The 20785-nt window shown below is 66.0% G+C and carries 19 protein-coding genes; 12 read left to right on the top strand and 7 right to left on the bottom strand.

What is annotated here, in order from left to right:
• Nucleotide 1: 1 nt before the first annotated feature.
• Nucleotides 2-937, bottom strand: a complete 936-nt coding sequence (locus O1A05_RS14050; RefSeq protein ID WP_270105841.1) for a biotin--[acetyl-CoA-carboxylase] ligase — start codon at nucleotides 935-937, stop codon at nucleotides 2-4.
• Nucleotides 938-1095: 158 nt separating this feature from the next.
• Here O1A05_RS14050 and O1A05_RS14055 point away from each other — a divergent pair, with 158 nt between their 5' ends.
• Together O1A05_RS14055 and O1A05_RS14060 are read left to right on the top strand one after the other, a co-directional pair.
• The gene (locus O1A05_RS14055) at nucleotides 1096-2712 is read left to right on the top strand and encodes an acyl-CoA carboxylase subunit beta (RefSeq protein WP_270105842.1); all 1617 of its coding nucleotides are present in this window, start codon (nucleotides 1096-1098) and stop codon (nucleotides 2710-2712) included.
• The gene (locus O1A05_RS14060) at nucleotides 2712-2945 is read left to right on the top strand and encodes a hypothetical protein (RefSeq protein WP_270105843.1); all 234 of its coding nucleotides are present in this window, start codon (nucleotides 2712-2714) and stop codon (nucleotides 2943-2945) included. The genes O1A05_RS14055 and O1A05_RS14060 overlap by 1 nt, the downstream gene beginning before the upstream one ends.
• 3 nt (nucleotides 2946-2948) lie before the next feature.
• On the opposite strand, the gene O1A05_RS14065 is transcribed toward O1A05_RS14060, so the two are convergent.
• The 4 genes from O1A05_RS14065 to O1A05_RS14080 all read right to left on the bottom strand — a co-directional run bounded on the left by O1A05_RS14065 (nucleotide 2949) and on the right by O1A05_RS14080 (nucleotide 6330).
• A complete protein-coding gene (locus O1A05_RS14065) occupies nucleotides 2949-3833 on the bottom strand; it encodes an amino acid ABC transporter permease (protein ID WP_270105844.1) in 885 nt (294 codons plus the stop codon).
• Nucleotides 3830-4504 (bottom strand): amino acid ABC transporter permease, encoded by a 675-nt coding sequence (locus O1A05_RS14070; protein WP_431521145.1) that lies wholly within the window; start codon nucleotides 4502-4504, stop codon nucleotides 3830-3832. Before O1A05_RS14070 ends, O1A05_RS14065 begins: the two co-directional genes overlap by 4 nt.
• Before the next feature lie 126 nt (nucleotides 4505-4630).
• Nucleotides 4631-5488: a glutamate ABC transporter substrate-binding protein gene (locus tag O1A05_RS14075; RefSeq protein WP_270105845.1), complete on the bottom strand. Its 858-nt coding sequence runs from the start codon at nucleotides 5486-5488 to the stop codon at nucleotides 4631-4633.
• Between the two features lie 53 nt (nucleotides 5489-5541).
• The gene (locus O1A05_RS14080; RefSeq protein ID WP_442867697.1) at nucleotides 5542-6330 is read right to left on the bottom strand and encodes an amino acid ABC transporter ATP-binding protein; all 789 of its coding nucleotides are present in this window, start codon (nucleotides 6328-6330) and stop codon (nucleotides 5542-5544) included.
• Between the two features lie 295 nt (nucleotides 6331-6625).
• On the opposite strand from O1A05_RS14080, the gene O1A05_RS14085 reads away from it, so the two are divergent.
• The 4 genes from O1A05_RS14085 to O1A05_RS14100 all read left to right on the top strand — a co-directional run bounded on the left by O1A05_RS14085 (nucleotide 6626) and on the right by O1A05_RS14100 (nucleotide 12548).
• Complete coding sequence (locus tag O1A05_RS14085; RefSeq protein ID WP_270105846.1) at nucleotides 6626-8329, top strand: DUF885 domain-containing protein; 1704 nt, start codon at nucleotides 6626-6628, stop codon at nucleotides 8327-8329.
• Nucleotides 8326-9039: a Maf family protein gene (locus O1A05_RS14090; RefSeq protein WP_270105847.1), complete on the top strand. Its 714-nt coding sequence runs from the start codon at nucleotides 8326-8328 to the stop codon at nucleotides 9037-9039. Before O1A05_RS14085 ends, O1A05_RS14090 begins: the two co-directional genes overlap by 4 nt.
• A 221-nt stretch (nucleotides 9040-9260) precedes the next feature.
• Nucleotides 9261-11108: an acetyl/propionyl/methylcrotonyl-CoA carboxylase subunit alpha gene (locus O1A05_RS14095; protein ID WP_270105848.1), complete on the top strand. Its 1848-nt coding sequence runs from the start codon at nucleotides 9261-9263 to the stop codon at nucleotides 11106-11108.
• A gap of 30 nt (nucleotides 11109-11138) precedes the next feature.
• Complete coding sequence (locus O1A05_RS14100; RefSeq protein ID WP_270105849.1) at nucleotides 11139-12548, top strand: MFS transporter; 1410 nt, start codon at nucleotides 11139-11141, stop codon at nucleotides 12546-12548.
• Nucleotides 12549-12609: 61 nt separating this feature from the next.
• Here O1A05_RS14100 and pdxR read toward each other — a convergent pair whose 3' ends face one another.
• On the bottom strand, nucleotides 12610-14091 hold the full coding sequence (gene pdxR, locus O1A05_RS14105) for a MocR-like pyridoxine biosynthesis transcription factor PdxR (protein ID WP_270105850.1): 1482 nt from the start codon (nucleotides 14089-14091) through the stop codon (nucleotides 12610-12612).
• Nucleotides 14092-14280: 189 nt separating this feature from the next.
• Here pdxR and pdxS point away from each other — a divergent pair, with 189 nt between their 5' ends.
• On the top strand, nucleotides 14281-15129 hold the full coding sequence (pdxS, locus tag O1A05_RS14110; RefSeq protein ID WP_270107601.1) for a pyridoxal 5'-phosphate synthase lyase subunit PdxS: 849 nt from the start codon (nucleotides 14281-14283) through the stop codon (nucleotides 15127-15129).
• Entirely contained in the window at nucleotides 15126-15839 is a 714-nt protein-coding gene (gene pdxT / locus O1A05_RS14115; protein ID WP_270107602.1) for a pyridoxal 5'-phosphate synthase glutaminase subunit PdxT, read from the top strand. Before pdxS ends, pdxT begins: the two co-directional genes overlap by 4 nt.
• Here pdxT and O1A05_RS14120 read toward each other — a convergent pair.
• Nucleotides 15772-17169 (bottom strand): NAD(P)H-quinone dehydrogenase, encoded by a 1398-nt coding sequence (locus O1A05_RS14120; RefSeq protein WP_270105851.1) that lies wholly within the window; start codon nucleotides 17167-17169, stop codon nucleotides 15772-15774. The two genes, pdxT and O1A05_RS14120, sit on opposite strands and share 68 nt — an antisense overlap.
• A 65-nt stretch (nucleotides 17170-17234) precedes the next feature.
• Here O1A05_RS14120 and O1A05_RS14125 point away from each other — a divergent pair, with 65 nt between their 5' ends.
• Genes O1A05_RS14125 through O1A05_RS14140 form a run of 4 tightly spaced genes read left to right on the top strand, consistent with a single transcriptional unit; the run spans nucleotide 17235 to nucleotide 20780 of the window.
• The gene (locus O1A05_RS14125) at nucleotides 17235-18059 is read left to right on the top strand and encodes a purine-nucleoside phosphorylase (protein WP_270105852.1); all 825 of its coding nucleotides are present in this window, start codon (nucleotides 17235-17237) and stop codon (nucleotides 18057-18059) included.
• Between the two features lie 4 nt (nucleotides 18060-18063).
• Complete coding sequence (locus O1A05_RS14130) at nucleotides 18064-19788, top strand: phospho-sugar mutase (RefSeq protein ID WP_270105853.1); 1725 nt, start codon at nucleotides 18064-18066, stop codon at nucleotides 19786-19788.
• Nucleotides 19785-20492, top strand: coding sequence for a deoxyribose-phosphate aldolase (deoC, locus tag O1A05_RS14135; protein ID WP_270105854.1), 708 nt, complete (start codon nucleotides 19785-19787; stop codon nucleotides 20490-20492). Before O1A05_RS14130 ends, deoC begins: the two co-directional genes overlap by 4 nt.
• A gap of 3 nt (nucleotides 20493-20495) precedes the next feature.
• Entirely contained in the window at nucleotides 20496-20780 is a 285-nt protein-coding gene (locus tag O1A05_RS14140) for a hypothetical protein (RefSeq protein WP_270105855.1), read from the top strand.
• Nucleotides 20781-20785 lie beyond the last annotated feature (5 nt).

The raw sequence follows: 20785 nt of genomic DNA on the forward strand, positions 1-20785 counted from the left end.
GTCACTCCCCTGCCCTGTGCCCTTCGTTCTGGTCATACATATTGGTCTTGCGCGCGGCGCCCTCCACCCGGTCCGACACTACTGGCGGATGCTGCGGCCGGAGGTGGACCACGTCGGCAGCTGATACCTCGTAGGTCTCACCCGTCACTATCTTTCCACGAATTCCGGCACTTTCGTCGATGGTCGCCGAGGATTTCGACGCGTTGTCGAATTCGGGGGCACTCACCTGCTCGACCTCGATCAGCAGCGTCCCCGACTCCCCCAAACCGGAAGCGGCCCCCACCAGCGTCACGCCACCGGGCAACTCGGCGCGCACGCGCTGGCCCAGCGTGTGCATCACCGGACGCACCCGCGCCACCGGGTTAGGGCTGCGAGCGAGATGATCGACGGCGTCCAGCACGGTGCCACGTAAGGTTTCAGCCAGGCTCGGCGAGTCCGGCACCTCGCCCGGTGCCATCCAGTCGCTGAGCGCCACGGCCAGTTCGCTAGGGCGGTGGCCCGCGCTGAAATCCCGGTTCAGTCCGATCCCCAGCACCACCCCGCTGGCATCACGGGTGACCTGGGCGAGAATGCCGGCGAGCTTGCGCCCGGTGCCGTCATCGTCGTAAATCATCACGTCATTAGGCCATTTCACGGAGGCGGGCACACCCCAGCCGCGCACCACCTCCACCACGGCGGCGGCAACACTCAAGGTGATCCAGGGCCAGCGCTGCGCCGGCAGCGGTGGGTCTCGGCGGGCGGGACGCAGCAGGGTGGACACGGCCACCGATTGTCCGGGTTGGGCTTCCCAGTTCCGCCCGTTGCGCCCGCGGCCTGCGCGCTGATCATCCGTACCGGCGGCCGCGCCATGGTCCAGGTCGGTGCTGTGGTCCAGGACGACGTCCTGTGTTGAGGAGACATGGTCAATCCAGGTGAGTCCGGTGCGGGAGGGCATCATTTCTCCAGCCTAGCGAGGCTTGCTCCACGAAGCCTGACTCGACGCGAGCGCACGAAATCTGGAGGTTTCCTACAACTGCGACCCAGCAGACTGGCAGTAGACTGAGTGATCGTTAGTGCGAACCGTCTAAATCCGTGCGCGCACGGAATGGAGTTGATGTGAGTAGCGACAGCAGCCGGCAGGATCTCGACGCCACCCCGGACCTGACCACCACAGCGGGCAAGCTGGAGGATCTCTACCGTCGGCGCGAGGCCGCCGAGGTTCCCGCCGGTCAGGCCGCCGTGGACCGGCAGCATGACCGCGGCAAGAACACCGCCCGCGAGCGCATCTCGATGCTCCTCGATGAGGGCTCTTTCGTGGAGTTCGACCAGTTGGCCGTGCACCGTTCCACCGCCTTCGGCATGGACGCCAAGCACCCTCTGGGCGACGGCGTGGTTTCCGGGTACGGCACCATCGACGGCCGCCTCGTCGCCATCTACTCTCAGGACTTCACCGTGTTCGGCGGCTCGCTGTCCAAGGTCAACGGCGAGAAGATCGTCAAAGTCCAGGAGTTCGCCGCCTGCAACGGCTGCCCGGTGATTGGTATCAACGACGGCGGCGGCGCCCGCATCCAGGAGGGCGTGGCCTCGTTGGCGATGTTCGCCGACATTTTCCGCAACAACGTGATGGCCTCTGGAGTCGTCCCTCAGATCTCGATCATCATGGGACCTTGTGCCGGCGGTGCTGCATATTCACCGGCTCTGACCGACTTCGTCATCATGGTGGATCAGACCTCCCACATGTTCATCACCGGGCCAGACGTGATCAAGACCGTCACCGGTGAAGATGTCGACATGGAGACCCTGGGCGGGGCAACCTCCCACAACTCCACCACCGGTACTGCTTCGTACCTGGCAGCCTCCGAAATGGACGCCTTCGAGTACGTGCGCGATCTGCTGGAGTTCCTGCCCTCGAACAACCTCTCTGACCCGCCCGTCGACGACTTTGTCGAAGAACTCGACATCACGGTCGATGACCTGGAGTTGGACCGCATCGTGCCCGATTCGGCGAACCAGCCCTACGACATGCTCACCATCATCGAGATGATCGTCGACGACGGCCACTTCATGCAGACCCAGGAGCTCTACGCCCCCAATGTGGTGTGCGGGCTGGGCCGGGTCGAGGGCCGCACCGTGGGAGTCGTGGCGAACCAGCCCATGCAGTTTGCCGGCACCTTGGACATCGCGGCCTCAGAGAAGGCCGCGCGCTTCGTCCGGTTCTGCGACGCCTTCAATATCCCGATCCTCACCCTCGTCGATGTGCCGGGGTTCCTGCCCGGCACCGACCAGGAGTTCAACGGGATCATCCGCCGCGGCGCCAAACTCATTTATGCCTACGCCGAGGCCACTGTCCCGAAAATCACCGTCATCACCCGCAAGGCCTATGGCGGCGCCTACATCGTGATGGGCTCGAAGAAGCTCGGCGCCGACGTGAACCTGGCCTGGCCCACCGCCCAGATCGGTGTGATGGGTGCCCAGGGTGCCGTGAACATCCTTTACCGGCGCGAGCTCAAAGCAGTCGGTGAGGACGGCGGCGATGTCGAAGCCCGACGCGCCCAGATCGTCGAAGATTACGAAGCAGAGCTGCTCAACCCCTACCAGGCAGCCGAGCTGGGCTACATCGATCAGGTGATCGCCCCTTCGGAAACCCGCACCCAGGTGGTCCGGGCCCTGCGCGCCACCCGAAACAAGCGTGAATCGCGCCCGGCCCGCAAGCACGGAAACATCCCGCTGTGATGTCTGCCACGTCCGCCGAAGCCGAGTCCACCGGGATCCGCATCACCGGGTCCCGACTCACCGAAGAAGAGACCGCCGCACTCCTGTTGGTGGTGCAGTCGCTGCAGTCCGAGGCTCGTACTTCGACCGACGACGACGCCGATCCTTTAGCACAGGCCAGCCGACGCCGCCGGATGTCCACCTGGGCCGGTTCCGAGGTGCGCACCTGGCGCTCCGCTGCCGGGCTGCGCTGAGACTTACGGCGTTGCGGGTTTACCGATCGCCCCTCCGGGCGCCTCCGCGGTGGTGTCACCGGCGGTGCGCGAGCTGAGCCGCCGCGACAGCTTCGTGGCCACCCATCCGAGCAGGAAGTTGAGCAGGATGAACAGGATCGCGGCCACCGTGATGGACTGCAAAATATTTCCGTAGCCGGAGCCCAGCTGACGGGCGTAGCGCAGCAGCTCGGAGAAGCCGATCAGGTATCCCAGTGCCGAGTCCTTCAGGATGATGACGAACTGAGAGATCAACGACGGCAACATCGCGATCACCGCTTGCGGCACTTCCACGGTGCGCAGCGACAGGGTATTGGTCATACCAATCGCCATCGCCGCCTCACGCTGGCCGCGGGGCAGGGACTTCACACCGGAGCGCACGAGCTCGGCAATCACCGAGCCGTTGTACAGCGTCAGGGCGGTAATCACGGAAAAGTACGGAGCATTCCGCGGATCGATGAGTCCCGTGGGGGCAATGATCTGCGAGTAAAACGATAAGAAGAACACCATCAGGATCAGCACGGGCACGGCGCGGAAGAATTCCACGATCACCATGGCGAACCCACGGAACGGTGCATACGGGGCCAGCCGCAGGAAGCCAAAGGCCAGGCCGAAAATCAGCGAAGTCACCACCGCAATAGCCGCCGCCTGCAGCGTGAACTGCAGGCCCAGTAGCAAGTAGTTGGTCCAGGCGTTGCCGTTGATGGCGTTGAGCCACAGGTGCGGGCGTAGCTGACCTTGATCCCACAGGCGCCACAGCACCAGAGCGATCAGCGCGGCGACGACGATGACCGCGACGATGTTCGTGATCAGAATCCGCCGGCGGGCTTTAGGGCCCGGGGCGTCGAAGAGAACGGTCTGCTGGCTCAATTCTGCACCGCCAATCGGTTGGACAGCCAGGTGGTGAGCAACCCGATCGGGATCACGATCAGGCAGAACCCGATGGCGATCGTCAGGAAGATGTAGATCATCAGGTTCGGGTTGGATTCGATCATCGCCCGCATCACCGCAGAAATATCCGTGACGGAGGCGGCGACGGCGACCGTGGTGTTCTTGGTCAGCGCGATCAGGGTGTTTCCGATCGGGGTGATGGCCCCACGCAGCGCCTGCGGCAGGATCACCAGGCGAGCCGCGGGAAGGAAACTCAGCCCGATAGACCGGGCTGCTTCAGCTTGTCCGAGCGGGACGGTGTTCACCCCGGAACGGATCGCCTCACAGAAGAAGGGCGCGTGGTAGATCGTCAGGCTGATCGTGGCCAGGATGAAGAAGTTGAGGTTGAAATCGGAGGAGAACTGGATGCTCAGCTGCCCCCAGACCACCAGGATGCCGATCACCATAATGGCGGTCAGCGGGGTGTTGCGCACCACGTTCACGTAGGCGGTGCCGATCCACTGCAAGGAAGGAACCGGGGAGATGCGGAACAGGGCCAGGATGACGCCGAGGATGAACGCGGCGATTGCTGAGAAGAACGCCAGCCGAATGTTCGTCCAGAAGCCCTCCATGATGGGGTAGGTCTCAAACAGACTGAGGAACCCGTCCACGACGGTTCACCTCCTCTTCACAGGGTCTAGAGGCGCGGGCAAGGATGATGTGTGCGAGCCAGCACCCGCGGCGGCGACGATTCTTGCCGCCGCCACGGGTCACTGCAGCTCACCAGCTGAAGGCGATCAGGAGCAGGACTGCAGCTCGATGTCCGTGTTCAGCTCTTCGTTGGCTTCGTATTCAACACCCTCGGTATTCGCCGCCAGCAGGTCATTGATCGTGCCGTTGTCGAACAGGGTCTGGATCGCGGCGTTGACCTCCTCGCACACCTCCGTTGACTCCGGGGGCAGACCCACACCGTAGAGCTCTTCGGTGAAGGGGTTGCCGACCACCTTGAACTCACCGGCGTACTCATCGGTGGCGGCCAGGCCGGCCAGGATGATGTCGTCGGTGGTCACAGCGTCGACCTGACCGGACTGCAGGTAGGTGAGACACTCGGCGTAGCCGTTCTGCTCCACCAGGTTCACGTCATCCGCGTAGCGTTCCTGTACGTTCTGTGCCGGGGTCGAGCCGGTCACTGAGCAGAGATTACGACCGTTGAGGTCATCCGGGCCGTTGATTTCGGTGTCGTCGGCGCGGACCAGGATGTCCTGACCGGCCACGAAGTACGGTCCGGCGAAATCGACGCGCTCGGCACGCTCTTCGGTGATCGAGTAGGTCGCGAAGATCATGTCGACCTGACCGTTTTCCAGCAGGTTCTCACGCTGCGGGGTCTCGGCTTCAGCCCATTCGATGTCAGATTCTTCGTAGCCCATCTCGGACAGCACGGCCTTGGCGACGTCGACGTCGAAGCCGGTGGGATCGTTGTTTCCTTCGCGGAAGCCCAGACCGGGCTGGTCGTACTTGATGCCGACAGTGATCGAGCCGGCGCCGCCGTTCTCGCCGCCTTCATCGGAATCTTCGGTCTGAGCGGGAGAACAGCCCACGAGGGCGAGTGCGGCCACGGCTGCCATGGCGAGGGTGGTCTTCAAGGGAGTGCGCATCGTATGCCTTTCGATTGCGTGGGTGATGAATGAGCGGTTGCTCGGTGTGTGAGTCAGTGAGCCAGAATCTTGCCGAGGAAGTCCTTGGCGCGATCGGTCTTCGGGTTCGTGAAGAAATCTTCCGGAGTGGTGTCTTCGAGGATTTTGCCGTCGGACATGAAGATCAGTCGGTCGCCGGCTTTGCGCGCGAAGCCCATCTCGTGGGTGACGACGACCATGGTCATCCCGCCCTTAGCCAGGTCGACCATCACGTCAAGCACTTCTTGGACCATTTCCGGGTCCAGTGCGGAGGTCGGCTCGTCGAAGAGCAACACCTTGGGCTTCATGGCCAAGGCGCGGGCGATCGCGACGCGCTGCTGCTGACCACCGGAGAGCTGGGCTGGCATTTTCTTGGCCTGGTGGCCCACTCCGACGCGGTCGAGTAGCTCCATAGCTTCTTTTTCGGCCTGCTTTTTCTTCACACCGCGGACTTTGATGGGTCCGAGGGTGACGTTCTCCAGGATCGACTTGTGCGAGAACAAGTTGAAGGACTGGAACACCATGCCCACATCGGCGCGCAGTCGGGCGAGTTCTTTGCCTTCTTCGGGTAGGGCCTTACCGTCGACTTCGATGGTGCCGCCGGGATCGATGGTCTCCAGGCGGTTGATGGTGCGGCACAGCGTGGACTTGCCGGAGCCAGAGGGGCCGATGACAATAGCAACCTGGCCTTGCGGAATGTCGAGGTTGATATCTGTCAGCGCAGCGAAGCTGCCGAAGTGCTTATTTACTTCGTGCAGACGCACCAGGGGCGACGCGTTGGGCGGTGTGTTCTGGGTGTGCTCTTGGGCGGAAGAAACACTCATCATGCCCCCAGTCCTTAACAAGTTCGATTATCTGCAGAGACGCGGCTCACGCGCCTCTGTGGTACACATCACTTTTACCCTAAACGTCACACCAGCACCATGTCCAGGTGACTCCAAGGTTCGTGGATCAGTCTGCACGACCGATGTTTCCGCGAGGCTACGTCGCCGGGTCGGCGCTGTTTCCTGTGCTGTTTCCGTTGTTGTTTCGGCTGCAGGCTCGGCTGCTAGCTCGGTCACCGCTTCGGTGAACTACTGGCATGCGACGGTCTTGGATATCGACCCGTAGGATGTGACCATGACCGAGAATCACACTGAGGCACAGCACGGATCTGCTTCCCCTCGCCCCCTGTCAGACATTGATCATCGCGCGAACCGTTACTTCGCCGACTTGCTGGAATTGGACCCGGTTGCCGCGACCGAGCTGGGCCGCCCCGGCCACGAGACCGAGTACCCTGACTACTCGCCAGCCGGAACCGAGGCTGTGGATCGGGTCAATGCGGAGCTGCTGGCCGACCTGGATCTGATCACCCCGGTGGACTCGGTCGATTTGGTCACTTTGGCCGCCCTGCGTGAACGCGTTGGGCTGGCCCGTGAAATTCATGCCACCGGCCGCACCGAACTCAACAACATCGCCTCCCCAGCTCAGGGCATCCGCATGGTGTTCGACATGATGCCGGATGAGACCGAAGAGCACTGGCAGCACTTGGCCGGCCGTCTGGCCAACCTCCCCAGCGCCCTGGTCGGCTACCAGGAATCGCTGCGTTCTTCGGCGCGGCAAGGCCAGATCGCTGCAGTGCGCCAGGTCGACATCGTGATCGAGCAGTCCGAAGCCCACGGCGCCGACGGTGGCTTCTTCCCCACCCTGGTGCAGCGCGCCGCGGCCAACAGCAACGTCAATGAGGCTCTGTGCGCCGAGGTGGAGAAACATGCCGAGGCCGCAGCTCAGGCCTATCGCGATTTCGCCGAGTTCTTGCGCGCCGAGCTGCGCCCCGAGGCCCCCACCGAGGACGCCGTGGGCATCGAAGCGTATCGTCTCGCCTCCCGCGATTTCCTTGGCGCCACCGTGGATCTCGAGGACACCTACGCCTGGGGCATCGAGGAGCTGTCCCGCATCGTCGCGGAACAGGAGCAGGTCGCCCAGCAGATCTCCCCCGGCGCCACCATTGAGGAAGCCAAGAAGCTACTCAACGAGGACCCGGCCCGTCAGTTGCACGGCACCGAGGCGTTGCGTGAGTGGATGCAGCAGCGTTCGGACGAGGCGCTGGCCGCCATGAAGCAGTATTTCGAGATCCCAGCGGAGATCGACCGGATCGAGTGCATGATCGCCCCCACGCAGGAAGGCGGCATCTACTACACCGGCCCGTCCGAGGATTTCTCGCGCCCGGGGCGGATGTGGTGGTCGGTGCCGGCCGGTGAGGATTCTTTCACCACCTGGGCCGAAACCACCACGGTGTATCACGAGGGCGTTCCGGGCCACCATCTGCAGGTGGGAACCTCGATGACCGCGGCCGACGAGCTCAACGACTGGCGCCGCACCGGCTGCTGGACTTCCGGACACGGCGAGGGCTGGGCCCTGTACGCGGAGCGGCTGATGGACGAGTTCGGCTACCTCTCCGATGCCGGTGACCGCCTGGGCATGCTCGATATGCAGCGCATGCGCGCCGCACGCGTCGTCTTCGACATCGGCGTGCACTGCGGGTTCACCCCGCCAGAGGAAGTCGGCGAGGCACACTGGACCCCGGAGAACGGCTACGCCTTCTTGAGCCGCCACCTGGACATCTCCGAAGGCCAGCGGAAATTCGAATTCACCCGCTACCTGGGCTGGCCCGGCCAGGCGCCCTCCTACAAGGTCGGTCAGCGCATCTGGGAACAGATCCGCGCCGAGCACCAGCAACGCGCCGAGCAGAACGGCGTCGAGTTCGATCTGAAGGCGTTTCACACCCGGGCGCTGCGCTTGGGCTCAATGGGACTCGACACCCTGCGCGAGGCCCTGGCATGAGTCGTCCGTTCCGCCTGGTGCTGGCCTCGGCGTCGTCAGCCCGGGCCGAGATGCTGCACCGGGCCGGGATCCCGTTCATGACCATGGTCTCGGACGTCGACGAAGAGGCGGTGGCCGCAGAATTAGGCTCGCCGGATCCAGAGACACTGGCCGGCGAGCTCGCCCGGGCGAAGGCCCTCGACGTCGTCGCCACGCTCCTGACCGACGTCGATGACGCACCTGAGGATCACACCGGAGATCACGCAGGCACCGCAGCAACACCCTCGCAGAACGAGCCCGCCCTGCTGGTGCTGGGCTGCGATTCGGTGTTCGAGTTCGACGGCGAAGCCCACGGCAAACCCGGCACCGCCGACGTGGCGCTGAAACGCTGGAGGGCCCAGGCCGGCGGCACCGGCACTCTGCACACCGGGCATACCGTGATCGAGGTTCCCGATGCCGAGGGCGCACTGCCGGACCCGACCCGGCAGCGCCGACGCACGGTCTCGGCCCAGGTGAGTTTCGCTGATGCCAGTGAGGCAGAGATCCAGGACTACGTGGCCACCGGGGAACCGTTGGGTTGCGCCGGTGGCTTCACCCTGGAGGCCCGCGGGGCCGCCCTGGTGCGCCGGGTGGAGGGTGATCCGAATGCGGTGCTGGGCCTGTCCGTGCTGGCCCTGCGCGAAATGCTGAACGAGCTGGGATACTCGCTCACTTCCGTCTGGGCGGACTAACCGCGCCCTGACAGCGGGTCAACTGTAGGATTCCTACAAGAGATGGACCGATTCGGGCATGTTCCGCGCGTCATCCTGTAGGAATCCCACGTCTGGTGGCATACCCTTTTCAGGGTGACCCACCGAGCCCAGCGGGGTGCCCAGCGGCTCCGGGGAGGTCACCGAAGACCCCGTTGCTGCCCCGTTGGCGGCAACCGAGCACGTTCAAGGAGCCGACCTGCATGACCGCCATCACCGGTGAGCCGATGAATCTCCGCCCGTTTTCGCGGGTGCTGATCGCCAACCGAGGCGAGATCGCGGTCCGGGTCATCCGCGCCGCTCACGATGAGGGTCTGGAGGCGGTAGCGGTGTACGCCGACGCCGACCGTGATGCCCTGCATGTGCGTTTGGCCGACGATGCCTACGCCCTGGGCGGGGTGACCGCCACCGATTCGTACCTCGTGGTGGACAAGATCCTGAAGGCCGCCCGCGATTCCGGTGCCGACGCCGTGCACCCCGGCTACGGGTTCCTTTCCGAAAACGCTGATTTCGCTCAGGCGGTACTCGATGCCGGGCTGGTGTGGATCGGCCCGCCGCCATCGGCCATCTCACAGCTGGGTGACAAGGTCTCGGCCCGGCACCTGGCCCAGCAGGTCGGTGCTCCCCTGGCTCCGGGCACCCCCGATCCGGTGTCCAGCGCGGATGAAGTGCTGGCTTTCGCCGACGAATTCGGACTCCCCCTGGCCATCAAAGCCGCTCATGGTGGCGGTGGTCGCGGTATTAAGGTGGCACGCGAGCGTGCCGAGATTCCGGAACTCTACGAATCGGCCGTGCGCGAGGCCACCGCGGCGTTCGGACGCGGCGAGTGCTTTGTGGAGCGCTTCCTGGATGCACCGCGCCATGTGGAAACCCAGTGTCTGGCCGACGCTGCGGGCAACGTCGTCGTCGTCTCCACCCGCGACTGCTCCCTGCAGCGGCGCAACCAAAAGCTCGTGGAGGAAGCACCTGCCCCGTTCCTGACCACCGAGCAGAACGAGCGCCTTTATTCGTCCTCCGTGGAGCTGCTGCGTGCCGCCGGTTACATCGGCGCCGGCACCTGCGAGTTCTTGGTGGGCCAGGACGGCACCATCTCCTTCCTCGAGGTCAACACACGCCTGCAGGTAGAGCACCCGGTCTCCGAGGAAGTCACCGGGCTGGACCTGGTGCGCGAACAGTTCCGCATCGCCCGCGGTGAGACCCTGGGCTACGACCACCCCGAGGTGCGCGGACACTCCTTCGAGTTCCGCCTCAACGGCGAGGACCCGGGTCGCAACTTCATGCCCGCACCGGGCACCCTGACCAGTTTCCGCCTGCCGGGTGGCCCCGGCGTGCGCGTGGACACCGGCGTCGAGGAGGGCGAGACCATTTCGGGCGCCTTCGACTCGATGGTGGCCAAGCTCATCGTCACCGGCGCTGACCGCGAGCAGGCGTTGCGTCGATCCCGGCGCGCCCTGGCCGAGATGCAGATCGCAGGCATGGCCACCGTGCTGCCATTCCACCGCGCCGTGGTCACCGATCCTGCTTTTGCGCCCGAGGTGCACGGCTCAGACGAGCCCTTCAGCGTGCACACTCGCTGGATCGAAACCGAATTCGCCACCGAGCTGGCCCCCTACGCGGGTCCTGTTGGCGGCGCCGAGGCCGCGGGTGGCGCTGAGTCCGACGATGACGAACGCCGCACCGTGACCGTGGAAGTCAACGGTAAGCGCGTCGAGGTGTCTTTGCCCGGCGGCTACGGTGCAGTACCATCAATCTCCGGTGGTGTGGCCTCAAAACCAGGGTCGCGCCGTCGCCGTTCCCGCAGTTCAGCCCGAGGTGCCACCGCGTCCGGGGCCAGCGGGGACACGCTGACCTCGCCGATGCAGGGCACCATCGTCAAGGTGGCCGCCCACGTGGGTGACACCGTGGCCGAAGGAGACCTGATTGTGGTGCTCGAGGCCATGAAGATGGAACAGCCACTGACGGCCCACAAAGCCGGCACCATCACGGAGCTCGCCGCCGACGCCGGGGCCACAGTCACCGCCGGCGCCGTCATCGCCGTCATCGGCGACTAAATTAATCACACCTGTTCAGGAGAAACCTGCATGTCCGCAGACACCACCACCGTCGAGGGCTCCCGCCCCGACGACGGCACCGCCGAGCTCGGAGTGCCCCGCCGCCGCGTCGTGATCGCCTCACTGGTCGGCACCTCGATTGAGTTTTATGACTTCTACATTTACGCCACAGCCGCCGTGTCTGTCTTCCCGCTGATCTTCTTCGCGGGCGCAGCCGATGGCAACGAATCCACCGCACTGCTGGCCTCGATGGCGACGTTCGGTGCCGCCTTCGTTGCACGGCCGCTGGGATCCATCATCTTCGGTCACTTCGGCGACGTCATCGGGCGCAAGGTCACCCTGATCGGCTCGCTGCTGACCATGGGCATCGCCACCTTCCTCATTGGCTGCCTGCCCACCTACTTCCAAATCGGGCTGTGGGCGCCAGTCATGCTCACCATCCTGCGCTTCTGCCAGGGCCTGGGCTTGGGTGGCGAATGGTCCGGTGCGGCGCTGCTCGCCACCGAAACCGCGAAGGAAGGTAAGCGCGCCTGGGCCGCCATGTGGCCCCAGCTGGGTGCGCCCATCGGCTTCATGCTGGCCAACGGGTTGTTCCTGATTCTGGTGGTGGCGTTCGGTTACAACTCCGTGGAGCACGGCGCCGACCACGTGTTTATCGACTGGGTGTGGCGCCTGCCGTTCTTGCTGTCCGCCGTCATGGTGGCTGTGGGAATGTGGGTGCGCGTCCGACTCGAGGAGACCCCGGTCTTCCAGCGCGCCATCGACAATGACCAGCGGGTGAAAGCCCCCATTAGCGAGGTCTTCAAGCGCAACTGGTGGGAGCTGATTCTCGGCACCTTCATCATGTACGCCACCTACGTGCTGTTCTACCTGATGACCACCTGGATCCTCTCCTACGCCATCGGTCGCCGCGAAAGCGGTGGCCTGGGCGAGTCCTACAATGAGTTCTTGGTGCTGCAACTGATCGGCATCCTCTTCTTTGCCGCTTTCGTTCCCGTCTCGGGCCTGTTGGCGGACCGCTTCGGACGACGTCCCACCCTGATCGTGATTTCCGCGCTGATCGTGGTGTTCGGCCTGACCTTCGGCTGGTGGCTCTCCCCCGAGAACATGATCACCGATGACGGCATTTCGGCCATGCGCATGGTCGCGTTCCTCATGGTCGGCATGGCGTTGATGGGGCTGACCTTCGGGCCCATGTCCGCCGTGTTGCCGGAGCTGTTCCCGACGAACACCCGCTACACCGGATCCGGCGTCGCCTACAACGTTTCCTCGATTCTGGGTGCCGCGCTGACCCCGTTCATCGCCGCGTGGCTGGTGCAGAGCTTCGACGTGTCCTACGTGGGGTACTACCTCTCCGCTGCGGCCGTGCTGACCACGCTCGCGCTGATCCTGGCCCCGGAAACTAAGACCCGCAACCTTGACGAGGTCACCATTCGCTGATCTGGGCTGGTCTGATCTGGATTGATCTGACAACGACCGGGCGGTGCTGATCGCTGTCCCTTCACTGGAGGGCAGCGATCAGCACCGCCCGCAGTTGTTCCAGCTGCTGTTGCAGGCGCTCCCGGGAAGTCTCACCGATACCCAACACGACGCCGGACATGGCGGGCTGCGCCGAGGTCCCCCGGCTCCAGTAATCCCCCAGCCCCTGCACGCCGAGCCCGGCTGCCCGTGCCGCGCTGATGACGCGGGCCTCTTGGGTGGCGTCGTCGAGTGTCAACACCGCGTGCAGCCCCCCGGCCATCGGCAGCACGGTGACCGAAGACGGCATGGAGGCATCCTCGAAAACCTGGAGCACCACATCACGACGACGCCGGTACTCCCTGCGCATCCGTGCGGTGTGGCGGCGCAGTCCGCCCTGGGCCATGAACGTGCTCATCGCATCCTGCACAATTCCCGACACCGGGGTGCCCGCCTGCGCCGTCAACGACGTCACCGCCTGACGCACATCCGTCGGAACCACCACATAACCCAACCCCAGCCCGGGGGTGACCAGTTTCGCGAAGGAGCCCAGGGTGGCCACCCGTCCGGTGGTGTCGGAGGCGGCCAGAGAGGGCAGTGGGTCACCCACATAGCGCAGTTCGGAATCGTAGTCGTCCTCCACCACCAGGGCGTTGTTGTGCTGGGCCCAGCGGATCAGGTCACGACGGCGCCCGGCCGACATGGATGATCCCAGCGGATACTGGTGTGACGGGGTGACGATCACCATCGCGGGGGCGTGGGTGCCGGTGGGAAGCGCGTCCACCCGCAGTCCGTCGTCGTCCACAGGCAGGGGCAGTACGCGGTGACCCATGGAGGCGGGGACCTGGTGCAGCGAGGGATAACCAGGGTCCTCCACGGCGACCGTCAGCGGCCCCGAGTGACGAGCGCTGGCCGCCGTGATCAGCAGGCGCAGCCCATCGCGGGCGCCCGCGGTCACCACCAGCGCTTCAGGATCGACCGCCATGGCCCGCACGGAACGCAGGTGCTCGGCAATCTGCCGCCGCAGCGTCATTGACCCAGAGCCCACGTATCCGAGGCTGGGCTGGGCCGCGGCGGCACGCCAGGCCGCCCGCCAGGCGGTGGAGGTCAGCACCGAGACGTCGGGGCGCCCGGGGCGCAGCGGCGCCACACGAGTGGTCCCCATCGGTGATTCCCTGCGGACGTCCCGGTGCCACGCCCGCGCGGACTCTGTCAGCTCCGTGGTGATCGGTTCACGCCCCGAAGCAGGTGCAGGTGCCGGCGCCAGACGCGGATGCACCACGGTGCCGCCGGGGGTGGATTGCAGATAGCCTTCCTCGCCCAGCTGCTCATAGGCCGCACTCACCGAACCGCGGGACACCCCGAGTTCCTGGGCCAGCGCCCGGGTGGAGGGCATCCGGTCCCCGGGGCGCAGCCGATCGGCGTGAATCAGGGCACGGACCTGCTCAGCCAGCTGGCGCGGCAAACCGGGTGCGGTGCGGTCGATGCTCAGCGGCAGCTCGAACGACGGGGCAAAGCGGGCCACCGGGCCTCCTCGGGCAGACAAACTGGTCCACAAAAACTATCAGAATCTGGCCCTATCTTTGGTCCACACACTCGGATCACAATGGGACCCATGACAGAAACCATCACCACTGATCAGACCGACCACACCAACCGGAACCACCAGAACACCCCGGATGATGCCGCCCAGCTGGGCCGCGGCCTCGCCGAAATGCTCAAGGGCGGCGTCATTATGGACGTTGTCACCGCAGAACAGGCTCGCATTGCTGAGGACGCCGGCGCCGTCGCCGTCATGGCATTGGAGCGCGTTCCCGCCGACATTCGCGCCGAGGGCGGAGTGGCCCGCATGTCGGACCCGGACCTCATCGAGTCCATCATCAACGCGGTGTCCATCCCGGTGATGGCCAAGGCACGCATCGGCCACTTCGTGGAGGCGCAGATCCTGGAATCCCTTTCCGTCGACTTCATCGATGAGTCCGAGGTGCTCTCGCCCGCCGACTACGTGCACCACATCAACAAGACCCGGTTCCGCGTACCGTTCGTGTGCGGCGCCACCAACCTGGGTGAGGCGCTGCGCCGCATTGGCGAGGGCGCGGCCATGATCCGATCCAAGGGCGAGGCTGGCACCGGAGACGTCTCCGAGGCCACCCGTCACATCCGCACCATCACCTCCGAAATCGCCCAGCTCCAAGCCACCGCCCTGCGCGATCCCGACGCCCTCTACGTGGCGGCGAAGGAACTGGCGGCACCGCTGCATCTGGTGCAGGAGGTGGCGCGCACCGGCAAGCTGCCCGTGGTGCTGTTCACCGCCGGCGGTGTCGCCACGCCCGCCGACGCCGCGATGATGATGCAGCTCGGCGCCGACGGCGTGTTCGTGGGCTCGGGCATCTTCAAGTCCGGTGACCCCGCAGCCCGCGCTGCTGCCATTGTGAAGGCCACGGCTCAGTTCGACGACGCCGACGCCATCACGGAAGCGTCCCGCGGTCTGGGCGAGGCCATGGTTGGGATCAATGTGGCGGATCTGCCGGCTCCGCATCGTTTGGCTGAGCGCGGTTGGTGAACCGGATCGGCGTCCTCGCCCTGCAAGGCGGGGTGATCGAGCACCGGCGCATGCTGGAGTCCCTCGGTGCGACGACCGTGGCGATCCGCGGGCCGAAGGATCTGACCGGTGGGCCGGGCGCGCAGCAGCCGCAGTTGGACGGACTGGTGATCCCCGGCGGGGAGTCCACCGCCCTGTCTCGGCTGATCGACATCGTGGGGCTGCGCGCCCCGCTGCGAAGCCTGATCGCGTCCGGGCTGCCGGTGCTCGGCACGTGCGCGGGCATGGTGCTGTTGGCCGACGACGTCGAGAATCCGGCGGCGGGACTGGTACCGCTGGGCGGACTGGCGGTCCAGGTGCGCCGCAATGCCTTCGGTCCGCAACTGGATTCGATGCGCGCCGTCGTCGAGTGGACCCCGTCCCCTACCGATGACGCGCAGCCAACGGATCCGCGCCCACGGCAGGTGACGGCGTCGTTTATTCGCGCCCCCGAGGTGGTGCGACACGCCGCACACGTGCAGGTCATGTCCCGGCTACGCGACGGCGGCCGGGTGATCGGGGTGCGCCAGGGGCACATCACCGCTGTCGCGTTCCACCCAGAACTCACCGGCGACACGACGGTGCACCGGGACTTTCTGCACCAGGTCGCCCGCCCCTCCCCGGTCAGCCGCGCACGTGCAGGCGTCGAGCCGCCTCGGCCATCGATCCCGACAGCGACGGGTACACGGTGAAGGTGTTCGCCAGGTCATCCACGTGCAGTTTGTGGGTGACGGCGAGCGCCAGCGCGTAGATCAACTCGGAGGCACGCGGGGCCACGATGACGCCGCCCACCACCGTGCCGGAACCCTTGCGGGCGAAGATCTTGACAAATCCCTCGGAGACGTCGGCCATCTTGGCGCGCGGGTTGGTGGTCAGATCCATCTTGATCTCATCCACCTGGTACTGGTCGCTGCGAGTCTGCGCGTCGGTCAGTCCCACGGTGGCAATCTCCGGTGAGGTGAAAATATTCGAAGCCACCAGGTGCTGTTTGATCGGCTGCACAGCGTCACCCATCAGGTGCGCCACCGCGACACGTCCCTGCATGGCGGCCACGGAAGCCAGCGCGAACACACCGGTGCAGTCGCCGGCCGCGTAGATCCCGGGCACCGAGGTCCGCGAGACGGAATCGGTGGCAATGTGACCGGATTCGGTAAGCTGCACGCCGACTTCTTCTAGCCCGATGTTCTGCGTGTTCGGGACTCCACCGACGGCGAGCAGGCAGTGGCTGCCCTCGAGGATCTCCCCGGTGGACAGCTCCACCTGCACCCCGTTCTCGGTGCGGGTCACCGCATTGGCGCGGGTGCGGGAGACGACGTTGACGCCGTTGCGGGTGAACACGTCCTCCAGCACGCGGGCGGCGTCGGGGTCCTCGTTCGGCAGCACCTGATCGCGCGAGGACACCAGGGACACCTTCGCGCCCAGCAGGTTGTATGCGGAGGCGAACTCAGCACCGGTCACGCCGGAGCCGACCACGATCATGTGCTCGGGCAACTCGGTGAGGTTATAGACCTGTTTCCAGTTGAAGATCCGCTGCCCGTCGGGCATGGCGGTGGGCAGTTCACGCGGTGAGGCGCCGGTGGCCAGCAGGATCGCGTCCGAGGTGACGGTTTCGGTACCCTCGGGTGTGGTCACGGAGACGGTCTTGTCCGACGTGAGCTTCGCCTCGCCGATGATGATCTTGACGCCGCGGCGCTCCAAGGCGGTACGAATATCCCGCGACTGGTCGGAAGCCAGCTGGAGCAGGCGCCGATCGATCGCCTGGATGTCGGTCTGGATGGCCTCGGTGTCCAGCTGGACGCCAAGCGCGGGGGCTTTCATCACGCGACGGCGAGAGTCGGCCGTGGCGATGAGGGTCTTGGAGGGCACGACGTCGGTGAGCACCGCAGCGCCACCGAGTCCGGCGCGTTCCACCACGGTGACGGTGGCACCGAGTTTGGCCGCCACCAGGGCAGCTTCGTAGCCGCCCGGCCCGCCGCCGACGATGGTGAGAGAGGGACGCTGAACATTTTCGAGAGGGCTCACGTCACCATTGTCCTGGCGGGGTGGCCTAAATCCAAAACCCACCGCCGGTGAGTAGGGTGGTGTGCGTGAGTGATGAACGCTTTTTGACCGGCCACCACCCCGGATTCCCCCAGGCCCGCGAGGCCGCTCAAGCCGTGCGCGACTCCACCGGCGTGGACCGCCACCGTATTGCCGTCGTGCTGGGATCGGGGTGGGGCCAGGCCGCCGACCGCCTCGGCGAGACCGTAGCCACCGTGCCCACCGCCGAGTTGCCTGGATTCAACGCTCCGTCGGTACCCGGCCACCGGCCCACCCTGCGCTCGGTGCGGTTGCCCGATGGCTCTCACGCGCTGGTATTCGGGTCGCGCACCCACTACTACGAATCCCGCGACGTCGACGCCGTGGCGCACACCGTGCGCACCGCTGCTGCGGCGGGGGCCGAGACCGTGGTGCTGACGAACGGCTGCGGCGGCATCAACCCGGTACTCACCCCAGGCACCCCGGTGCTGATCAGCGACCACGTCAACCTGACCGGCGACACCCCGCTGCGCGGCCCCGAGTTCGTGGACATGACGGACCTGTACTCGCCGCGGATCCGTCAGATCGCCCGCGATGTCGACCCCGAGCTGACCGAGGGCGTCTACGTGCAGTTCGCTGGCCCCCAGTATGAAACACCGGCCGAGGTGCGCTACGCCCGGACCATCGGCGGGGACCTGGTAGGCATGTCCACCGCGCTCGACGCCGTGGCCGCCCGGCACGCGGGACTGGAGGTGTTTGGGATCTCCCTGGTCACCAACCTGGCCGCCGGGGTGTCGGATCAGCCACTCTCCCACACCGAGGTACTGCAGGCCGGCACCGAGGCGGGTCCGCGCATTGCGGCTCTGCTCGCCGAGATCATCCATCGAATCTGAGCCGATGACTCCCGATTTCGCTGCGCCGACCGACCCGGCACTGATCCACGCTGCCCGTGCCTGGATGGACATCGACCCGAACCCCGAGCACGCGCGCATCCTGGAGGACGAGATCTCCCGCGGCGACGGCAAAGCACTGCGCGAGCGGTTCGCGGGCACTCTGAGCTTCGGCACCGCCGGGCTGCGCGCTGAGCTCGGCCCGGGTCCGCGCCGGATGAATCGCGTGGTGGTGCGCCGCACGGCCGCTGGCATCGCCGATTATCTCCTCGCCGCCCTGAACACGCCTCCGCACACATCCCCGCACGCCCGCGAGCACACTCCCCCACGGATCGTGATCGGCTACGACGCCCGCCACGGTTCGGCGGATTTTGCCGAAGACTCGGCCGCCGTCGTCACCGCCGCCGGGTGCGAAGCATTGCTGTTCCCGGGGCCGCTGCCCACCCCGGTGCTGGCCGCCGCGGTCCGCCGCTTGGACGCCGACGCGGGCATCATGGTCACCGCCAGCCACAACCCGCCGCGGGACAACGGCTACAAGGTGTATCTGGGCGCCCGGATGACCGACGAGCACGGTCGCGGCGTGCAGATCACCGCCCCCTCCGATGCCGAGATCACGGCCCATATTGCCCGCCACGCCGCGACGATGCCGGAGCTGGCCGCCTCGGGCTGGACGGTGCTCGACGACGCCGTCGTCACCGACTACCTCCACGAGGTCCTCACCGCGCTGCCCTTGAACGCGCCGACCACCGACCGCGCCGGACTGCGTCTGGTGTCCACCGCCCTGCACGGGGTCGGCGGTGCGGTGCTCGCCGAGGCCCTGCAGCGGGCCGGATTCACCGACCATCACGTCGTCGTCGAGCAACAACAGCCCGACCCGGATTTCCCCACCGTGGCCTTCCCGAACCCCGAGGAGCCCGGCGCCATGGACGCAGCCCTCGAGCTGGCCGCGCACCTGGGCGCCGATCTGATCATCGCCCATGACCCCGACGCCGACCGACTCGCCGTCGGTATCCCCGATTCCGCCACCAGCACTCCCGAGCACCGCAGATACCGGATGCTCACTGGCGACGAAGTCGGGCTACTGCTCGGCCATCGGTTGCTGCCGGAACTACAGCGCACCCACACCACCGCGGCGTCATCGATCGTTTCCTCCAGCATGCTCGAGCGGCTACTCGCCGGCACCGACGTCGAACACCACCGCACCCTCACCGGGTTCAAATGGATCGCCCGCACACCGGCCCTGGGTTACGGCTACGAGGAGGCGCTCGGGTACTGCGTGGCGCCCGAGGTGGTCCGCGACAAGGACGGTATCGCCGCGGCCCTGCTCATCGCCGACACCGCCGCCGCACTCGCCGCCCGGGGCAGCACACTGGGCGAGGAACTGGACGGACTCCAAGCCCAGGTCGGCCCCACCGCCACCGGGCAGATCTCCCTGCGGGTCACCGATCTGAGCCAGATCGGCACCCTGATGACCCGACTGCGCGCTACCGCCCCCGCCACGCTCGCCGGCGCCCCGGTGCTCGACGTCATCGATTTCCTGCCGGACACCGACGCTCTCACGTTTCAGCTCGACGGCGCCCGGGTGATGGTGCGGCCCTCGGGCACCGAGCCAAAACTGAAGTGCTACCTGGAGGCCGTGGCCGGCACCGTACCGGACGCCCACCACCGGCTCCAGAAACTCACCGCCGCGGTGCGCGAGATGATCGACGACGCCGGTAGGCTGGAAGCATGACTGCGCCCTCCGCGAGCCTCGCCTCCGTGATCGACCACACCCTGCTCGCCCCCACTGCCCTGCGCGAAGACATCCTGCGTCTGTGTGTCGAAGCCGATCAGGTCTCCGCGGCCAGCGTCTGTGTGAACCCGATCTGGGTAGCGACCGCCTCCGCCGCACTGCAGGATTCCACGGTGCCGGTCTGCGCCGTTGTCGGTTTCCCCTTCGGATCCACCCCCTCCGCGGTCAAAGCCGCCGAAGCCTCGGCTGCCGTGGCAGACGGTGCCACCGAGATCGACATGGTCATCCACCACGCCTCCGCCGTCGCCGGTGATCAGGCCGCACTCATGGCCGATATCTCCGCCGTGGTGCAGGCCGCCGGGGAAAACGTCGTCGTGAAGGTCATTCTGGAAACCGGCGCACTCGACGACGACGCCATCGTGCTGGCCTGCCAGGCCGCCGAGGCCGCGGGCGCGCATTTCGTGAAGACTTCCACCGGTTTTGTTGGCACCGGCGCCACCGTCGACGCCGTGGCACTGATGCGCCACACCGTCGGTGATCGCCTCGGGGTGAAAGCGTCCGGCGGTATTCGCAACCGTGCCACCGCCCTGGCCATGCTCGATGCCGGCGCCACACGTCTGGGAGCTTCCTCCACTCTTGCTATCCTGGAAGAAGACTCCGAGTCAGACTCATCTGACGCTCACTCACCGAAGGGAACGAGGTAGACCGTGATTCGTGACGGAAAGGCCATCAACCACTCCGCTGAAGGCGGCTTCTGGGGCAACATCCTGGTGACCCTGGTGCTGTTCCTGGTGTTCTGCGGATCCCTGTTCGCCATGGGTTACTGGGACCTGGGCGCGGCCTGGGGCAACGCCTGGGCACCCGGCCTGATCGCTCTGGGCCTGGCCGTGGTCACCTTTATCGTTCCGAAGAACCTGCTCGGCCGCGGTGACACCCTCGAGAAGAACGACATCCACCGCGTCCAGACCGCCCCGGCTTCCACCCACCACTGAGGTAC

This window comes from Citricoccus sp. NR2 (assembly GCF_027594385.1).
In the GTDB taxonomy this organism is placed as follows: domain Bacteria; phylum Actinomycetota; class Actinomycetes; order Actinomycetales; family Micrococcaceae; genus CmP2.

Bases quoted from the DNA above. Each gene is read 5' to 3' on its own strand.
- O1A05_RS14050 (WP_270105841.1), bottom strand. From the start codon at position 937: ATGATGCCCTCCCGCACCGGACTCACCTGGATTGACCATGTCTCCTCA.
- pdxS (WP_270107601.1), top strand. From the start codon at position 14,281: ATGCTCAAGGGCGGCGTCATTATGGACGTTGTCACCGCAGAACAGGCT.
- O1A05_RS14095 (WP_270105848.1), top strand. From the start codon at position 9,261: ATGACCGCCATCACCGGTGAGCCGATGAATCTCCGCCCGTTTTCGCGG.
- O1A05_RS14090 (WP_270105847.1), top strand. From the start codon at position 8,326: ATGAGTCGTCCGTTCCGCCTGGTGCTGGCCTCGGCGTCGTCAGCCCGG.
- deoC (WP_270105854.1), top strand. From the start codon at position 19,785: ATGACTGCGCCCTCCGCGAGCCTCGCCTCCGTGATCGACCACACCCTG.
- O1A05_RS14130 (WP_270105853.1), top strand. From the start codon at position 18,064: ATGACTCCCGATTTCGCTGCGCCGACCGACCCGGCACTGATCCACGCT.
- O1A05_RS14100 (WP_270105849.1), top strand. From the start codon at position 11,139: ATGTCCGCAGACACCACCACCGTCGAGGGCTCCCGCCCCGACGACGGC.
- O1A05_RS14080 (WP_442867697.1), bottom strand. From the start codon at position 6,330: ATGAGTGTTTCTTCCGCCCAAGAGCACACCCAGAACACACCGCCCAAC.
- O1A05_RS14085 (WP_270105846.1), top strand. From the start codon at position 6,626: ATGACCGAGAATCACACTGAGGCACAGCACGGATCTGCTTCCCCTCGC.
- O1A05_RS14060 (WP_270105843.1), top strand. From the start codon at position 2,712: ATGTCTGCCACGTCCGCCGAAGCCGAGTCCACCGGGATCCGCATCACC.
- O1A05_RS14075 (WP_270105845.1), bottom strand. From the start codon at position 5,488: ATGCGCACTCCCTTGAAGACCACCCTCGCCATGGCAGCCGTGGCCGCA.